The organism is Polynucleobacter sp. AP-Nickl1-40-C4 (genome assembly GCF_035012665.1).
Taxonomy (GTDB): Bacteria; Pseudomonadota; Gammaproteobacteria; order Burkholderiales; family Burkholderiaceae; genus Polynucleobacter.
The window spans coordinates 21,379-38,924 of the sequence record NZ_JAYGQR010000005.1 but is presented as its reverse complement, the minus strand read 5'-3'; the positions used below and the strand labels follow the sequence as shown (position 1 = coordinate 38,924).

The following is a 17,546-nucleotide window of genomic DNA, read 5'->3' as shown; positions in this document are numbered from 1 at the left end:
AATCCACTAAACCCCAAGATACTCATTTAATAAAGTTGCTTTTTCGGCAAGCTCGCTTTGTTGCACCACCTCAACCACGTTTCCATGCTCAACTACATAATGACGATCAGCTAAGGGCGCAGCAAAGCGGAAGTTTTGCTCAACCAACACAATCGTGAAGCCTTTGTTGCGCAAACTGGTGACAACTTCTCCAAGCTTTTGCACAATCACGGGCGCCAACCCCTCAGTAATCTCATCCAATAACAATAGCTTGGCGCCGGTTCTCAGAATTCGCGCCATCGCTAGCATTTGCTGCTCACCACCAGATAGGCGGGTGCCAGGGCTATTTCTTCTTTCATAGAGATTTGGAAACATTTCATAAATCTCATCCAAACCCATGCCGCCGGGCGCAATCTCTGGCAAAAGTAAAAGGTTTTCCTCTGTACTCAAGCTAGCAAAAATACCTCTTTCCTCTGGGCAAAAACCAACCCCCAAACGAGCAATCTTATAAGTGGGCATGGAGATAGTTTCCGCCCCATAGACCTCTACAGAACCAGTTCTTTTACTAGTTAATCCTAAGATGGTCTTCAGAATGGTGCTTCTACCGGCGCCATTTCTTCCAAGTAAAGTAACAACCTCGCCATCACGCACAGCAAAATTCACGCCATGCAAAATGTGAGATTCACCATACCAAGACTCTAAATTTTTAACCTCTAGCGCCATGGTGCTCATAGGTTGTCTCCCCCATGGCTACCCATATAAGCCTCAACAACCAGTGGGTTGTTTGAAACCTCATGATAAGAACCCTCAGCCAGCACGGAGCCACGCTGTAAAACGGTAATACGATCTGCAATTGAAGAAACCACCTTCATATTGTGCTCAACCATCAGAATAGTGCGGCCCTTGGCCACGCGATCAATCAACTCTGTTACGCGCTCAACATCTTCGTGGCCCATTCCCTGGGTGGGTTCATCCAAAAGCATTAACTCTGGCTCCATAGCTAAAGTTGTTGCAATTTCAAGCGCCCTTTTACGGCCATAAGCTAGATTGAGAGTTTCCTCGTCGGCAAAACCTTCCAAACCAACCTCATGTAGAAGCTCTAGTGCGCGCTCATTAAGCTCATTTAAAGAGTTTCCAGACTTCCAGAAGTGAAACTCCGTACCCAATCCTCGCTGCAGTGCAACACGAACATTTTCAATAACCGTTAAATGTGGAAAAACAGCGGAAATCTGAAAGGAGCGAATAATGCCCCGTCTTGCAATTTGTGCGGGGGCCTCTTTGGTGATATCAAAACCGTTAAATAAGATTTGACCGCTGCTGGGCTCTAAAAACTTAGTCAGCAAATTGAAGCAAGTCGTCTTGCCGGCTCCATTAGGCCCAATCAAAGCGTGGATGGTTCCCCGAGCGACATCTAGGTTCACATCAGTGACCGCAGAAAATCCCTTAAAGGATTTCCCCAGTCCGATTGTTTTTAATATTGTTTCTTGCAATGTCATACCCTCTACCCCCTACTTGGGAGCAAGAATACGAGGATACCCGAAGATGGCATGGGTTTATATAGCAATTACCCTAAACAATTAAAGCGGTAGCGCTAAAAAATTTTTAGGTCAGTTTTTGAAATTGCTGAATTGCTGAACGAGCCAATTCGTCCAATACATCGACCGGGACCCTTTGGGCGCCCTGCACAATCATTAACGCATATGGTTTGGCTAAGGCCGAGGCTTCAGGGCAGAGCCGCAACTCATCACCCTCTGATGGGGACTGGCTACGCCAGTAGTTGATGGCAGCCTCTAATTCTTGGATTGTTACAAACAACATGAAAATTATTTTTAATTATCTTTGGTTGCAAGCATGGTGCCACGACATTTTTTTGCACCACAACGACATTCGTAATCTTTTTTCATTTGCTTCGTAATCTTGCCCTCAACATCAAGTGAGTAGTCATAAAATAACTCCTCACCAACCTTAAGGGCGCGCTTTGCATAAATAAATACGCGGGGCTCACCATCAAAACTGTCTTCCCGGGTTTCGCAGATTGGCTTACATGAATGGTTGATCCAGCGCGCAGCATTCCCGCCATATTTCGCATCAATCACACGACCATCTTCTAATGAAAAGTAAAAAGTGTGATTAGGGTCTTTAGGGTCATGGGGGTGGCGCCTCTCTGCAAGCTTCCAACTGATGCGCTCGCCTTTGTATTCAATAATTGCCTGGCCCTTTTTAATGGGTTTGACAACAAATACGCCTTTTCCGTGAATAGGCGAAGATTTCACAACAATAGAGGATCGGTCCACCTTGGGTGGTTTTAATTTTTTGGATGTCATAAATTAAACGTCTAGGTTGCGGGCAATAAGGGCGTTTTTTTCAATAAATGCACGACGAGGCTCAACCTCATCCCCCATGAGCGTAGTAAAGACTTGGTCCGCAGCAATGGCATCTTCAATTTTTACCTGCAAGAGTGTTCTAGAGCTTGCATCCATAGTGGTTTCCCACAGCTGCGATGGATTCATCTCGCCAAGACCTTTATAGCGTTGACGACTCAATACACGCTCTGCCTCAGACAACAACCAAGCAAAGGCGGCCCTAAAGTTACCAATAGTTTGCTCTTTTTGATTTTTATCTGGATCGCCACGACGAACCTTGGAGCCTGCCACAACCTTGCCCGATAAAACAGCTGCGGCATTTGCAAGGCTTTGGTAATCATCACCATGAACAAAGTCAGAGTTAATGGAAGAGAGCTTCAGATTCCCATGAATGCGGCGCGATAACAATAAACGGAAGCGCTCAGTACGGTCTTCCTTTTGAACAATAATTTCTGGTGGCAAAGCTAAAGGATTCAAAGAATCCGCAAGCGCTTGCCTTAAGCGATCAGCAGATTCATTTGCTGATTTTTCTGTATCCAGATTTAATGGTGTTCCCGAAGCAATTGATCGCAGAGCATCTTCGTCAATGGTGCGAGACAAGCGGTCAACAATCGACTGAATCACTTGATAGTGTTTTGCCAACTCATTGAGCGCCTCACCCTCAATAATTTCGCCTGACGGTGTTTGTAGGGATGCTGTTTCAAGTGCAATTTTTAACAGCAACTGATTTAGCTCGTTGTCGTCTTTAATGTACTGCTCATTCTTGCCAAACTTTACTTTGTAAAGAGGTGGTTGAGCAATATAGATATGACCACGCTCGATCAACTCAGGCATCTGTCTATAAAAGAAGGTTAACAGCAGGGTGCGAATGTGGCTGCCGTCAACGTCCGCATCGGTCATGATAATGATGCGGTGATAACGCAATTTATCCGCCTTATATTCTTCAATCCCAATGCCGGTGCCCAGAACGGTAATTAAAGTAACCACCTCTTGGCTGGCAAGCATTTTGTCAAAACGTGCTTTTTCAACGTTAAGGATTTTTCCTTTTAAAGGAAGAATTGCTTGAAAGCGACGATCACGTCCTTGTTTGGCAGAGCCCCCCGCGGAGTCTCCCTCGACAATAAAGAGTTCAGATTTTGTTGGATCTTTTTCTTGGCAGTCGGCCAACTTACCAGGCAGGCCAAGCCCATCTAACACACCCTTACGTCTAGTCATGTCGCGCGCTTTGCGTGCGGCTTCTCGAGCACGGGCCGCATCAACAATCTTACCGCACAGAATCTTCGCGTCAGCTGGGCGTTCTTGGAGATATGCACTCAATGCTTCGGCAACAATTTCTTCAACTGGACCACGCACCTCACTAGAAACTAATTTATCTTTTGTTTGGCTGGAGAATTTTGGTTCTGGAACCTTCACCGACAAAACACAGGCCAAGCCCTCGCGCATGTCATCACCAGAAATTTCTACTTTTGCTTTCTTGGCAACTTCATGCTCATCAATGTATTTATTAATGACACGCGTCATTGCGGCACGCAAGCCGGTCAAGTGTGTTCCACCATCCCGCTGCGGAATGTTGTTAGTAAAACAAAGTACTTGCTCACTAAAACTGTCATTCCATTGCATAGATACTTCAGCAGTAATTTGACCGCCTAGGTCTGAAGGGCGATTACCTTCAGCATAAAAAATGTTGGGGTGCAGTACATTTTTAGTTTGATTGATGTACTCAACAAACCCTTTTACACCACCAGAGAAAGCAAAGTCTTCTTCTTGACCGGTACGTTGATCAATCAGTTTAATGTGAACGCCGTTGTTTAAGAATGAGAGCTCGCGAATACGCTTAACTAAAATTTCATAATGAAACTCAACATTTCCAAAAATTGTCTCGTCGGCCAAAAAGTGAACTTCGGTTCCCGATAGCTCAGTGTCGCCAGTAACAGTGATTGGGGAAACTAAAACGCCATTCTCATCAACAATATTGCGATTTTGAATAACGCCGCGTGCAAACTCCATGTAATGAGCTTTACCATCACGACGAATGGTTAGCTTCAACCATTTAGATAGCGCATTTACACAGCTAACACCCACACCATGTAGACCGCCAGAAACTTTGTAACTATTTTGATCGAACTTACCGCCTGCATGTAGCTCGGTCATAACAATTTCAGCGGCACTGCGTTTCGGCTCATGCTTATCGTCGTATTTAATCCCTGTTGGGACACCACGACCATTATCGACAATAGAAATAGAGTTATCAGTTTGGATAACAACTGTGATTTCAGAACAATAGCCAGCCAAAGCTTCGTCAATAGAGTTATCCAAAACTTCAAATACAAGGTGGTGCAGACCCGTGCCATCGGATGTATCTCCGATATACATACCAGGACGTTTACGAACAGCCTCAAGACCCTCTAGGATTTGAATCGATGCAGCGCCGTACTGCTCTACTACTTTTTTTTCTTCAGTCATTTTTTTCTAAGTTAAATACGCATTGGCATCACAACATACTTAAAACTCTCTGAGCCAGGCAGAGTAATTACGGCACTGCTATTTGCATCACCTAAGCTAATTTGAATCTTTTCGCTCTTTAGGTTTGATAAAACATCCAACAAATAGCTAACGTTAAATCCAATTTCTACCGCATCACCAGCATACTCAGTCTCAATCTCCTCTTGAGCCTCTTCTTGCTCAGCATTGGTTGATTGGATTGTTATGCGGTTTGGAGAAAGAGAGAAACGGACACCTTTAAATTTATCTGTTGTCAAAATAGCAGCACGCTGGAGTGCTGATTGAAGGGCATCACGACCAACTACGAGTGAGTTTTTATGCCCCTTCGGAATCACCCTTTGGAAATCTGGGAACTTACCCTCAACTAATTTCGAAATTAACTCAATATCACCAAACGCAAACTTCACTTGATTAGCTGTCAAGCTAATTTCTAAGGATTCATCAGAGTCCTCGAGTAAATGTTGACACTCCAAAATTGTTTTGCGAGGAATAATGATTTCTTGTTTTTGACCAGAGCCTGATGGGGCTTCTGCAAGCTCAACCTGAGAGTAAGCAAGGCGGTGGCCATCTGTTGCCACCGCAACCACCTCTTTACCCTCAATTACCAACAACATCCCATTTAAGTAATAACGAATATCTTGTTGTGCCATTGAAAAATGTACTTGGCTAATGAGTTGACGAAAACTCTTTTGTGACATCTTCCAAGCAGCGGTTACCTCACCCACACTTTGCATCACTGGAAACTCAGTTGCAGAAAGTGTTTGCAAAGAGAAGCGGCTTTTGCCACTTTGAACAACCATCTTATTATCTTTAAGATTTAAAGATACCGGACCCTCTGGCAATGCACGCAAAATATCTAAAAGTTTTCTAGCGGCAACAGTTGTTGTTACATCTTCTGTACCAACACCAAAATTGGCGTTTGTTGTAATTTGAATTTCAATATCAGTGGAGATGAATGAAACTTTTTCTCCAACTTTTTTAAATAAGAGATTTGCCAAAATTGGCAGCGTGTGTCTGCGTTCAACAATTCCACTAACAACCTGAAGTGGTTTTAGTAGGCTATCGCGAGAAGTGTTAACGAGTTGCATTGCTTTTAAATCCTTGTATATATCTTAGTAGTAATAGTAATAAGGGTTCGAAATTCCGTGGATAAGTCAAAAACCCCTTATAAAACAACACATTGAAGACTAAAAAACCTGTGGAAAACTCTTGTATAAGCACTGCATAAAAAGGGGATAACTTTTTATCAACACCCTATTTTTGCATGAAGCTGAACCTTTCCACAATTTATCCACATCCAATCCCCAAACTTATCCCTAGGGTTGTCCACAACCTTATCCACAAGCAAAAAACTACGCCTTTAAGGTTTGCTCAATAACGTGAATCTCATGGTTTAGCTGCCCATCATGTGCCCGCTCATCTGCAATCTTGCGAACAGCGTGCAGGACGGTTGTGTGGTCCCTACCGCCAAATAATTCACCAATCTCCGGCAAGCTTTTTTGTGTCAATTCTTTAGCCATAAACATTGCAATTTGACGGGGCCGAGCAATATTAGCCGGGCGCCTTTTGGAGTACATGTCTGCAACCTTAATGCTATAGAAATCAGCAACCGCTTTTTGAATGTTTTCGACAGAAATTTGACGATTTTGAATAGAAAGCAGGTCTTTTAGGGCTGTTCTGGCAACCTCAATCGTGACTTCGCGACCATGGAATCGAACAAACGCCAAAATCTTTCTCAAAGCCCCCTCTAGCTCCCGAACGTTTGAGCGTAAGTGTTTGGCCACAAAGAATGCAACGTCCTCACTCATGGGTATGCCTTCACTAATTGCCTTTTTCATCAAAATAGCGACACGCATTTCTAGTTCTGGCGGCTCAATGGCAACCGTTAGCCCAGAATCAAAGCGGGAAATAAGGCGATCATCAATACCCGCCATTTCCTTGGGGTAGGTATCGCTAGTAATAATGACTTGGGCTTTGTTGCTTAATAAAGCCTCAAAAGCGTAGAAAAACTCTTCCTGAGTCCTGGATTTGCCGCTAAAAAACTGAATATCATCAATAAGTAAGAGGTCTAAGGAGTGGTAGTAGCGCTTAAAGCGGTCAAACGCCTTTTGTTGGTATGCGCGGACCACATCTGAAACATACTGTTCGGCGTGGATATAGCGAATACGGGCGTTTGGCTTCTCTTTTAAGAGGTGGTTGCCAATCGCATGAATTAAATGGGTCTTACCCAGACCTACCCCACCATATAAGAACATGGGGTTGTAAGAGGTTCCAGGGTTATGCGCCACCTGAATCGACGCTGCCCTAGCAAGTTGATTGGCTTTGCCAGTAACAAACGTTTCAAAAGTAAGGTTCGGGTTGAGTTTTGAGTGATCTTCAATCTCAAAAGCACTCTCTTCTACCAATATGTTCGGTTCCGGTGTCTCCGCAGAAACATTTTTTTCAATGGGCTCTTCCAGTGATACGGGGGGTGCAGTATTGGTTGCGCCACCCTCGACAGAGAGTGTAAAACCGACATTAATGGGGCGCCCAAAATACTGGGAGGCCAGCTCTTGGAAGCGGTCGGCAAATGTCTTTTTGGTCCAGTCCAACTTAAATCGATTGGGGGCTCCAATTGTTAGTGAGTCATCACTTTCAATAAAAGATAATAAAGTAAGGGGTTGAATCCATGTTTTAAACTGTTGGGGCGACAGTTCGCGGGATAAAATGCCGATAGCATCATCCCAGAACCCCAGTGGGCTAATTGAATTCAAGGCGGGAGGATTGTGTAAGTTGCTCATATTTTTGGAGGATCCATTGTAGCGATGCTGCAAAGTTATCCACAAGCAACAAAAACGTGGAAAAGCTGTGGATAACTTGTGAATAATAGAAAAATCTCTATTTAAATTAAAGATTTAAGAGAAATTTAAATAAAAATAGAGAAAAACACCTACATATTCATCAAGATGGATTGACCTTTTGCTCTGCAACAAGGAAAATACTTGGTTTTCCAGGGATCGAACATGAAAAGAACTTACCAACCCTCAGTAACCCGTCGTAAGCGTACACACGGTTTCCGTATTCGCATGAAAACCAAAAGCGGACGCGCAGTTTTAAATGCTCGTCGTGCAAAAGGCCGCAAGCGTTTGGCTGTGTAATTTAGCCATTGAATAGCGCAAGGATTTCTGAATTACTAAAAACACGCCCCAAGACAAGTTTGTATTGGGGTATGTATTTTGCATCCACTCAAGGGGGCGTTAAACCTGACTTGGGGGTTGCAGTAGCAAAGAAGCTAGCCAAAAGAGCGGTTGATCGAAACCGCCTAAAGCGGATGATTCGCGAATTGGTTTGGATGGCTCAAGCCAGTACATTAAACAAAGATGTTGTGGTTAAGCTCAAAAAACCAATTGGTCGCGAAACTCGAGGCAGACTCAGAAATAAAGAAAAAGAAATTTTGCGCTCTCAAATTTCGGGGCTGATTTAGGTGCGAGCCTTAAATAATGCGGCAATTAAGTTGGTAAAAATATATCAACTCGCTTTAAGCCCGTATTTAGGCATGCACTGCAAGTACGTTCCCAGCTGTTCGCAATATGCATGTGACTGCTTTAGTCACTACGGATTTATTAAAAGCTTTGGTCTTACGGTGTGGCGTATTTTGCGCTGCAACCCTTTGTCACACGGCGGTTATGATCCTGCTGTAAAAGATACAAAACACCAACTTAAGTGAATATAAATGGACTTTAAAAAAACAATTCTTTGGGCAGTATTCTCGATGTCGGGTCTCATGCTCTACAACAATTGGCAGGTTCATGAGGGCAAGCCATCCTTGTTTGGCGGATCTCCAGCTGTTGTTGCTTCATCTAACGATAAGGCGACACCACTCAAGGTTGATGCCCCAGCGGCAATAGCGGGCACACCTATTACCCAGGCGCCCAACTCCAAAACAATAACGGGCGAGAGCGCTGAAAAATTTGTTTTGTCTAACGAACTTCTTTCATTGGAGATAAGTTCTGCGGGCGCAAACGTCGTTGGTGCGAAATTATTAAAAGAACTAACCGCAGATCAAAAACCAGTAGAAATTTTCCAACATACACCTACCCACACCTATGTAGCTCGCTCAGGTTTGGTAGCTGTTGGTAATGCAGATTTGCCCAACCATACCAGCACATTTAAGCTTGACCGCTCAGGTAAAGACGAGTCTGGTAGACCGTTTTTGGTTCTTTCCGCCGAGCGTAACGGTGTGAAACTAGAAAAAACATTTCTCCTGAATCCTCAAAGTTACGATGTTTATGTTGGGCATCGGGTTACACAGGTGGCAGCAAATGGAGCTCCACTGAGTTTGTATACAGAGATTGTGCGAGACGGCTCCCAGGAGCAAAAAATTGGACCTTTTGGAGGTGCTTTTTCTGCAAGCACTTTTACTGGGCCAGCAATTTATACCGATGGGAATAAGTTTAAAAAAGTCCCATTTACAGATATAGAGAAAAATAAATTTACTGCACCCGCACAGATATCGGCTGGACAGCCTGGCTGGGTTGCTATGGTTCAACACTACTTCGCTAGTGCATGGATTCCAGATGACAAATTGCCGCGAGATATTTACTCAGGAAAAATCGATAGTGATTTGTACCGAGTCGGAATGCAGACACAATTAGGCGCAATTCCAGCTGGAACCACATTAATCGCTAATGCGCAGTTATTTGTTGGTCCACAAGAAGAGCGCATGTTGGAAACCATAGCACCTGGACTGGAGCTGCTTAAAGACTATGGCTATCTAACTATTCTGGCCAAACCTATTTTTTGGTTGCTGGAGCACATTCACAATATTGCTGGTAACTGGGGCTGGTCTATTATTTTATTAACCATTTTGATCAAACTGGTTTTCTTCCCCTTGTCTGCTGCAAGTTACAAGTCTATGGCTCGCATGAAGGAAGTTCAGCCACGCTTGGCGGCTATGAAGGAGCAGTACAAGGGCGAACCACAAAAACTCAATCAAGCCATGATGGAGATGTATCGCAAGGAAAAGATTAACCCGGTGGGTGGATGTTTACCAGTTGTGATTCAGATCCCCGTGTTTATTTCTTTGTATTGGGTGCTGCTGTCATCAGTTGAGATGCGCGGTGCACCATGGGTTTTGTGGATTCACGACCTCTCAGTGCCTGATCCGTACTACATTCTGCCAGTCGTCATGGCTGTCTCGATGTTTGTGCAAACGAAGTTGAACCCAACGCCTCCAGACCCAATTCAGGCGAAGGTGATGATGTACATGCCGATCGTCTTTTCAATCATGTTCTTCTTTTTTCCTGCCGGTTTGGTGTTGTATTGGGTCACCAACAATATCCTGTCGATTACTCAACAATGGCAGATTAATCGGATTTTTGGAAAAAAGCCCGCTAAGTAGTTTGAGCGCAGCATAACTCGCTTGTAATAAATAAACAGCAATGATGACAAGAAAATTGCCCATCATTGCTGTTGCAACCGCGCCCGGCAAGGCGGGCGTCGGAGTTATTCGCATTAGTGGGAAAAATTTAAGCGCGATGACGAGCGCCCTGTTTCAAAAAAATCTTTCCCCAAGACAAGCAAACTTATTAACACTCTGTGATGAGAATGGCCAAGCCATTGATCAGCTCATTGCAATTTATTTTGTTGGACCAGCCTCTTTTACGGGTGAAGATGTTTTAGAGCTTCAGTGTCATGGTGGACCACAACTTCTTGAGCTAGTGATGAAGCGCTGTCTTGAGTTGGGCAAAGACGAGGGGCTTGTCATTGCGGAGCCTGGCGAATTTACCCTGCGCGCCTATCTCAACAACAAGATTGATTTAACCCAGGCTGAGGCTATTGCAGATTTAATAGACGCGCAAAGCGAGGCAGCTGTTCGCGGTGCAGCGCGTTCTTTGCAGGGTGCTTTTTCTGATGACATTAACAATCTCATTGAAGAAATTACTCAACTCAGAATTTTGGTTGAGTCAACTTTAGATTTCCCAGAAGAAGAAATTGAGTTTCTAGAAAACGCTCAGGCACGCCAGCGCTTAACCGCCGTTAAAGAAAAGTTACAGGCTTTACGTGCTGGCGCTAAGCAGGGAAAAATTTTGCGTGACGGCATTCAGCTAGTGTTGGCTGGAGCACCCAATGTAGGGAAAAGCTCTTTGCTTAATCGCTTGGCCGGTGAAGAGGTGGCCATTGTTACTCCTATTGCTGGGACAACCCGAGACCGGGTTAAAGAAAGCATCACCATTGACGGCGTGCCCATGCACATTATTGATACAGCTGGTCTGCGCGAAACAACTGATGTTGTGGAGGCAAAGGGCATTGAAAGATCCTGGGATGCCATTCGTTTGGCAGACGTAGTGATTTTTTTGACTGATGCTCAGTCGCCCCCCCAACAGGACGACCTAAAAACCCAGATTTTGAGGGAATTACCACCCAAATGCGCTGTGCTTGAGCTTGTGAATAAGGCTGATTTGCTCCAAGAATCATCAAAAACTGCGTCCAGAGAATCTTTGCTGATTTCCGCCAAAACCGGAGAGGGAATTGAGGGGCTAAAACAGAAGATTTTGGAGCTTGTGGGCTGGGCTGGACCCCAGGAGGGTGCTATTTTGGCTCGTAGAAGACATTTGGACTGCATAGAGCGTGCAGCCGAACATATTGAAAAATCAGAAGAATTCGCTGCAAATGGCAACAATTCTCTCGAATTATTTGCAGAAGAGCTCTCTTTGGCCCAAAGACATTTGGGTGAAGTTACTGGAAAACTGCTTCCAGACGACCTTTTGGGGAAAATCTTCAGCCAGTTCTGTATTGGCAAGTAAAGGGTTTGTGCTGTGTGTGGGTGGAGGTAAAAATTTGCCCAAAATGATAAAATTGTCGGATTAAAAAATTCAACCTTCATAGGGAAACATATGACTTCAACTACCAGCGGCCAGATTAATGTAAATGCGCCAGCTTACGTAAAAAACAAGCGTTTAGTTGAGTGGGTTGGCGAGGTGGCTGCTCTTACCAAGCCTGATGCTATTCGTTGGTGCGATGGATCGCAGGCAGAGTATGACGAGTTATGTGAATTGTTGGTAAAGGCGGGCGTTTTCAAGCGCCTCAATCCAGCCAAGCGTAAAAATTCATTTTTAGCCTTATCTGACCCGGATGACGTTGCGCGTGTTGAGGACCGCACCTACATTTGTTCGGCTAAACAAGAGGATGCAGGCCCAACTAACAACTGGGTAAACCCAGCAGAAATGCGTGCAACATTGCACCCATTGTTCGATGGCTCCATGCGCGGAAGAACAATGTACGTTGTGCCATTTTCAATGGGCCCAATTGGCTCACCAATTGCACACATTGGCGTTGAGTTGTCTGACAGCCCTTATGTTGCGATCAACATGAAGTTGATGACTCGCATGGGTAAAGCGGTAATTGATCAGCTTGGTGCCGACGGCGAGTTTGTTCCTTGTATCCATACAGTTGGCAAGCCATTGAGCCCGGGCGAAAAGGACATGGCTTGGCCAAACAACAAAACTAAATATATCGTTCACTATCCAGAAACCCGCGAAATCTGGTCTTTTGGTTCAGGTTACGGCGGCAATGCATTGCTGGGTAAAAAATGCTTTGCCTTACGCATTGCTTCTAACATGGGGCGCGAGCAAGGATGGCTTGCTGAGCATATGTTGATTTTGGGCGTTACTTCGCCCGAAGGAAAAAAATATCACGTAGCAGCAGCATTCCCATCTGCATGTGGCAAAACCAATTTCTCAATGATGATTCCGCCAGCAGGATTTGATGGTTGGAAGGTAACAACGATTGGTGACGACATTGCATGGATCAAACCACGCAAAGATCCCGTCACAGGCAAAACCCGTTTATTTGCGATCAACCCCGAGTCTGGTTATTTTGGCGTCGCTCCGGGAACAAATCGTCAAACAAATCCAAATTGCATCGATTCATTAAACGAAGATGTAATCTTTACAAACGTTGGTTTAACTGATGATGGTGATGTTTGGTGGGAAGGATTAACAGAAACACCGCCCGCACATTTGATTGACTGGCAAGGTAAGGATTGGACTCCGGCTGATGGTGCTGCTGGCCGTAAAGCCGCTCATGCAAACTCTCGCTTCACAATGGCAGCCACAAACAATCCTGCCGTTGATTCTAAGTGGGATGATCCAGAAGGCGTTCCGATTGATGCGTTCTTGTTCGGCGGTCGCCGTTCAACTACTGTGCCTCTCGTTAGTGAAGCGCGCGACTGGGTAGAGGGCGTTTATATGGCCGCAACAATGGGCTCAGAGACCACTGCTGCCATTACGGGTCAGGTTGGCGTTGTTCGTCGAGACCCATTCGCAATGATTGCTTTTGCTGGCTACAACATGAGTGACTACTTCCAGCATTGGCTCAATATCGGTAAGAAGCTTGAAGCTGAAGGCGCTGTATTGCCCAAGATCTATTGCGTGAACTGGTTCCGCAAAGGCGATGACGGCAAGTTTGTTTGGCCTGGCTATGGTGAAAATATGCGCGTTCTGGCGTGGATCTTGGGCCGCGCAGAGGGCACTGCAAAAGGGGTTGAAACCGTATTTGGTATTTCTCCAGAGCACGGCGATATAAATTGGAAGGGTTTAGACTTTTCTCTTGAGAAGTTTGAAAAGGTCATTACCGCCAAGGTAGATGACTGGAAAAATGAACTTAAGCTGCATACAGAGTTGTTTGAGCATCTTGGCGATCGTCTGCCTAAGGAATTAGCAGAGATGCGTACCAAGATTGAAAAACGCTTAAACGCTTAAGTTTTTAGTAGCACCTACTAATCTTAGATTTATTTAAATGACCAAACCCCAACACCATGAAATAGTGGTGATTGGGGCAGGCATTTGTGGGGCAACCATTGCAAATGAGTTGCTTGAGCGTGGCAAAGCTGTTTGTATTATTGACACCGCTCCCTCCCCAGCCGCCGCCTGTTCAAGCCATGCTTATGCCATTGCACATCCGCATATTGGCAAAGGCGCCCCTCGTTTATTGCGACTTACGCGTATTGCATTTTTGCTTGCAGAGGCTCGCTGGAAACATGTCTGGCGACAGCACGGGATATTTCAGCCGACCAAAAAAGATAGGGTTTTTGATCGCGCCGAAACAATAGAACATCTTCGCGCATTGGATCTTGATGAAGATATGGCGATTGCTATGGATGCCCAAGAAGCTAAAAAACTTTGTGGAATTGAGCAAAGCGGTGTTTGGTTGCCGCGCGGCGCCGGCTTAAATTTACATGAAACAAGCAAAGAGTTATTACAAGAACATCAGCGATTAACTTGTATGTGGAATACGCGCATCGCGCGTTTAGAAAAGCTTGGCAATCAGTGGCATTTATTTGATGTCTCAAACAAATTGATTGCAACTGCAAGTCAAGTTGTGGCGGCCTGCGCCATCGAGGCCAAAGCTCTCATGAGCAGTATCGGCATTCGGTTGCCCTTAAGGCCTGTGCGTGGTCAGTTGAGTATTTTCACGGTAAAAGAAGGCGACCTTTGGGTCAAAAAACTACCCCAAGTTGGCATCTCTGGAGATGGATATTGTTTGCCAGCCAAGCAACTTGATGATGGTAGCTATCAATGGATTGTTGGTTCTAGTTTTGATGAGGGTGAGGATGATCTCTCGCCAAGAGAAATCAGTGACGACTTCAATCGTGAGCAAGCTAAGCGCTTAGTAGATTACGAAGAGGGCAATCTTTCTTCATTAATGAAGTCTGGAGATTTTGTTGGTGTGCGTTGTGTGGCTGGAGATCGTTTGCCAATCATCGGCGCGCTTACACAGCGCCCAGGAATATTTTTAGCTACTGCCTTGGGGTCGAGAGGAATTTTGTGGTCCGCTCTAGCGGCTAAGCTGATTGCAGCTCAACTGCTAGAGGATGACTTTGCTTTACTTGCTCGTTTAGGTTTCGCTGCAGACTTAGTCGCCGCACTAGCGCCTGCCCGTTTTTTTGCTGGGGCAGCACCTTCGGCTTTAGGTGCTTTGGCCTCAAATTCAAAACCAATTTTGCCAGCAGAATCTAGCGCTAAATAGGCCTTAAAGCCACGCCCAGTACGGTTTGACTTAAAGTTGGTCAAAAGATCCGTCTTACCCTCTTTCAGCAATTTCTGAACCTGTTCTGGTGACACCTCTTGTTGCAACACCACTTTTCCGGTTTTGAAATCACATGATTTATTGGGGCCAGTATTGTTTTCGCAAACGTAACGCATGCCATCTTCATATACTGCGCCTGAACATTTTGGACAAACGCCTAGCGCCAGACGGCCCGTGAAATCGACGGCTTCAGTCTCATCATCTTGCGTGTTGCCAAAATCAAACTCAAGTTTGAAGCCCGCATTTGGATAATCTTTGTCATCCTCCGGAATTTCGCTTAATTTAATAATGGCTGCAAATGGGCGCCCCATTTTGCTGCGGAAGCCTTGCAGCGGTCCAATGGTTTTTTCACGCAACAACTCTTCAACTTCTGGATATTCAAATGCGCGTCCACCAGGCGTTTTGCTGATCGTAAAGCCGCACTTTTCACAGGCAAAACGACGATAGTTTTCTTTTACCGGACCCTTACAGTGTGGGCACGGCGTGGTCATAGTGGCATAGTCACCCGGAATGGTATCGCTGTCATATTCTTTGGCACGCTTGACGATACGCTGAGTCATTTGTGCGATCTCTTGCATGAAAGTATCGCGATTCATCTTGCCCTGCTCGATGAGAGAAAGTTTGTTCTCCCAACTGCCGGTGAGATCTGGGCGGGTTAACTCTTCGACATCTAAGCCGCGCAACAAAGTCATCAATTGGAACGCTTTAGCTGTTGGAATCAACTCACGAGCTTCTCGCACCATGTATTTTTCAGCGAGCAGACCTTCGATAATGGCGGCTCGAGTTGCTGGCGTACCCAATCCCTTTTCGGCCATCGCTTCGCGCATGTCATCATCATCAACCCACTTACCCGCGCTTTCCATTGCGGAGAGCAAGGTTGCTTCTGTGTAGCGTGCTGGAGGCTTGGTTTTCAATGGCACGGCTGCAATAGATTCAGTTTGCACTGCCTCACCCTCTTGAACCGGGACGAGCTCATCGTCTGCTTGATTGGATTTGCCATAAACCGTTAGCCAACCAGGGTTTACAAGAACACGACCTTCGGTTTTAAAGTGGTGTCCGGACGCCTCGGTAATGCGTGTGGTCACGCGGAACTCTGCGGCAGGATAAAACACGGCTAAGAAGCGACGCACAACCAAGTCGTAGAGCTTGGCTTCGGGCTCGCTTAAAGTCTTAGGTGTTTCTAATGTTGGAATGATTGCAAAGTGATCAGAAATTTTAGAGTTATCAAAAATTCGTTTGTTTGGTTTTACCCAACCATAACCAGACTTGACCTTAGGATCCTTCGGGTCACCCTTCAAAATTTGTTTAGCAAAAGCACGATAGTCTTGCGAATGCTCGGCAAGGTTTTCCATGGTTTGTTTAACGGTATCGAGGTAGTCTTCGGGAAGCGCTTTTGCGTCGGTACGTGGATAGGTTAATACTTTGTGGCGCTCATACAAAGCCTGTGCAAGACCCAATGTATTTTTTGCAGAGAATCCAAAACGCGCGTTTGCCTCGCGTTGCAAGCTGGTTAAATCAAATAGTTGAGGAGCAAGCTGTGTAGCGGGCTTAGCTTCTTCAGTGACATTTGCTTTTTTGCCTCGGCATGCAGCCACAATACTTTGAGCTGCGGCTTCACTCCATAAGCGGTTCTCGCGCGCATCTGGCTCTGCAACATCCTTTTTAAATTTCGGGTCAAACCAGCGACCTTCGTATACGCCAGCAGCAGCGATAAATTCAGCCTTCACTTCCCAGTAATCTTTAGAGATGAACTTACGAATGAGCTCTTCCCGCTCGACCACAATAGAAAGTGTTGGGGTTTGTACGCGACCCACTGTCGTTAAGAAGAAGCCGCCGCTCTTACTATTAAAGGCAGTCATTGCGCGGGTGCCATTGATGCCGACCAACCAGTCTGCCTCTGAGCGACAACGAGCTGCATCAGCAAGGGGCTTCATATCTTCATCGCTGCGTAAATTGGTAAAACCTTCGCGAATGGCGGCTGGAGTCATCGATTGCAACCATAAGCGCTGAATAGATTGCGACGCCTTTGCGTGTTGCGCAATCAAGCGGAAAATTAATTCCCCCTCACGTCCTGCGTCACAAGCATTAATGAGGGCGGTAACATCTTTGCGCTTAATGAGCTTTTGTAAAACCTTGAGTCGAGACTCAGTTTTTGCAATCGGACGTAAATCAAAATAAGGGGGCACCACTGGCAAGTTGGCGAATGACCATTTGCCACGCTTTACGTCAAATTCTTCGGGGGCGGCAATTTCCAATAAATGGCCAACCGCAGAAGAGATCAGGAATTCATCGCTCTCAAAATAATCTTCATACTTTGTAAAGCCACCCAAGGCCTTAGCAATGTCATTAGCAACAGAAGGCTTCTCTGCAATGATAAGTGCCTTAGGGTGGTCCCCAGCGGTAGTCTTTGGGCTGCTTTTTTTGGTAGTTGCTTTAGTTGCCACGCGTTATGCCTAAATTTGAGCTAGAAATGATGTTTTTTGGGTAAAACGGATGGCCAATTTAAACCAAAATCGGACTTGGCCAATTGCGTACCCTTTTTTATTATTAACCGATAAATTGGGAAAAGTCCAAAAACCGCTATTTTTGGCCACTTTTGGACGGCCCTATACCCCCCGGTTTTGGGTTCAAACC

At 45.4% G+C, this 17,546-nt stretch carries 14 protein-coding genes and 1 pseudogene; 7 read left to right on the top strand and 8 right to left on the bottom strand.

All coding sequences use genetic code 11. The features are described from left to right. Positions 1-6: 6 nt before the first annotated feature. The 7 genes from VC182_RS06820 to dnaA all read right to left on the bottom strand — a co-directional run bounded on the left by VC182_RS06820 (position 7) and on the right by dnaA (position 7,624). Positions 7-711 carry an ABC transporter ATP-binding protein gene (locus tag VC182_RS06820; protein WP_215358808.1) on the bottom strand — a complete coding sequence of 235 codons (705 nt, stop codon included), beginning with the start codon at positions 709-711 and terminating at the stop codon, positions 7-9. Further along, positions 708-1,475 (bottom strand): ABC transporter ATP-binding protein, encoded by a 768-nt coding sequence (locus tag VC182_RS06815; RefSeq protein ID WP_323484919.1) that lies wholly within the window; start codon positions 1,473-1,475, stop codon positions 708-710. The genes VC182_RS06820 and VC182_RS06815 overlap by 4 nt, the downstream gene beginning before the upstream one ends. A 106-nt stretch (positions 1,476-1,581) precedes the next feature. Then, positions 1,582-1,797: a DUF3717 domain-containing protein gene (locus VC182_RS06810; RefSeq protein WP_323484918.1), complete on the bottom strand. Its 216-nt coding sequence runs from the start codon at positions 1,795-1,797 to the stop codon at positions 1,582-1,584. Positions 1,798-1,808: 11 nt separating this feature from the next. Continuing rightward, positions 1,809-2,303, bottom strand: coding sequence for an SET domain-containing protein (locus VC182_RS06805; RefSeq protein WP_323484917.1), 495 nt, complete (start codon positions 2,301-2,303; stop codon positions 1,809-1,811). 3 nt (positions 2,304-2,306) lie between these two features. Continuing rightward, positions 2,307-4,805, bottom strand: a complete 2,499-nt coding sequence (gyrB, locus tag VC182_RS06800) for a DNA topoisomerase (ATP-hydrolyzing) subunit B (RefSeq protein ID WP_323484916.1) — start codon at positions 4,803-4,805, stop codon at positions 2,307-2,309. An 11-nt stretch (positions 4,806-4,816) separates the two neighbouring features. Beyond that, on the bottom strand, positions 4,817-5,932 hold the full coding sequence (gene dnaN, locus VC182_RS06795; RefSeq protein ID WP_072582033.1) for a DNA polymerase III subunit beta: 1,116 nt from the start codon (positions 5,930-5,932) through the stop codon (positions 4,817-4,819). 264 nt (positions 5,933-6,196) lie between these two features. Beyond that, positions 6,197-7,624, bottom strand: coding sequence for a chromosomal replication initiator protein DnaA (gene dnaA, locus VC182_RS06790; RefSeq protein ID WP_323484915.1), 1,428 nt, complete (start codon positions 7,622-7,624; stop codon positions 6,197-6,199). A 222-nt stretch (positions 7,625-7,846) separates the two neighbouring features. On the opposite strand from dnaA, the gene rpmH reads away from it, so the two are divergent. The 7 genes and pseudogenes from rpmH to mnmC form a co-directional block, all read left to right on the top strand. Next, positions 7,847-7,981 carry a 50S ribosomal protein L34 gene (gene rpmH / locus VC182_RS06785; protein WP_011903922.1) on the top strand — a complete coding sequence of 45 codons (135 nt, stop codon included), beginning with the start codon at positions 7,847-7,849 and terminating at the stop codon, positions 7,979-7,981. 8 nt (positions 7,982-7,989) lie between these two features. Next, a complete protein-coding gene (gene rnpA / locus VC182_RS06780) occupies positions 7,990-8,307 on the top strand; it encodes a ribonuclease P protein component (RefSeq protein WP_323484914.1) in 318 nt (105 codons plus the stop codon). Continuing rightward, the gene (yidD, locus tag VC182_RS06775) at positions 8,308-8,550 is read left to right on the top strand and encodes a membrane protein insertion efficiency factor YidD (protein ID WP_323484913.1); all 243 of its coding nucleotides are present in this window, start codon (positions 8,308-8,310) and stop codon (positions 8,548-8,550) included. A gap of 6 nt (positions 8,551-8,556) precedes the next feature. Continuing rightward, on the top strand, positions 8,557-10,224 hold the full coding sequence (gene yidC, locus VC182_RS06770) for a membrane protein insertase YidC (protein WP_323484912.1): 1,668 nt from the start codon (positions 8,557-8,559) through the stop codon (positions 10,222-10,224). Positions 10,225-10,267: 43 nt separating this feature from the next. Next, on the top strand, positions 10,268-11,629 hold the full coding sequence (mnmE, locus tag VC182_RS06765) for a tRNA uridine-5-carboxymethylaminomethyl(34) synthesis GTPase MnmE (RefSeq protein ID WP_323484965.1): 1,362 nt from the start codon (positions 10,268-10,270) through the stop codon (positions 11,627-11,629). A gap of 90 nt (positions 11,630-11,719) precedes the next feature. After that, a complete protein-coding gene (locus tag VC182_RS06760) occupies positions 11,720-13,585 on the top strand; it encodes a phosphoenolpyruvate carboxykinase (GTP) (protein ID WP_072582030.1) in 1,866 nt (621 codons plus the stop codon). A 37-nt stretch (positions 13,586-13,622) separates the two neighbouring features. Then, a pseudogene (mnmC, locus tag VC182_RS06755) lies at positions 13,623-14,624 on the top strand (FAD-dependent 5-carboxymethylaminomethyl-2-thiouridine(34) oxidoreductase MnmC); the annotation flags it as partial. Positions 14,625-14,683: 59 nt separating this feature from the next. Here the strand turns inward: mnmC and VC182_RS06750 are convergent. Next, positions 14,684-17,356 carry a DNA topoisomerase III gene (locus VC182_RS06750; protein WP_216190673.1) on the bottom strand — a complete coding sequence of 891 codons (2,673 nt, stop codon included), beginning with the start codon at positions 17,354-17,356 and terminating at the stop codon, positions 14,684-14,686. Between the last annotated feature and the right edge of the window lie 190 nt (positions 17,357-17,546).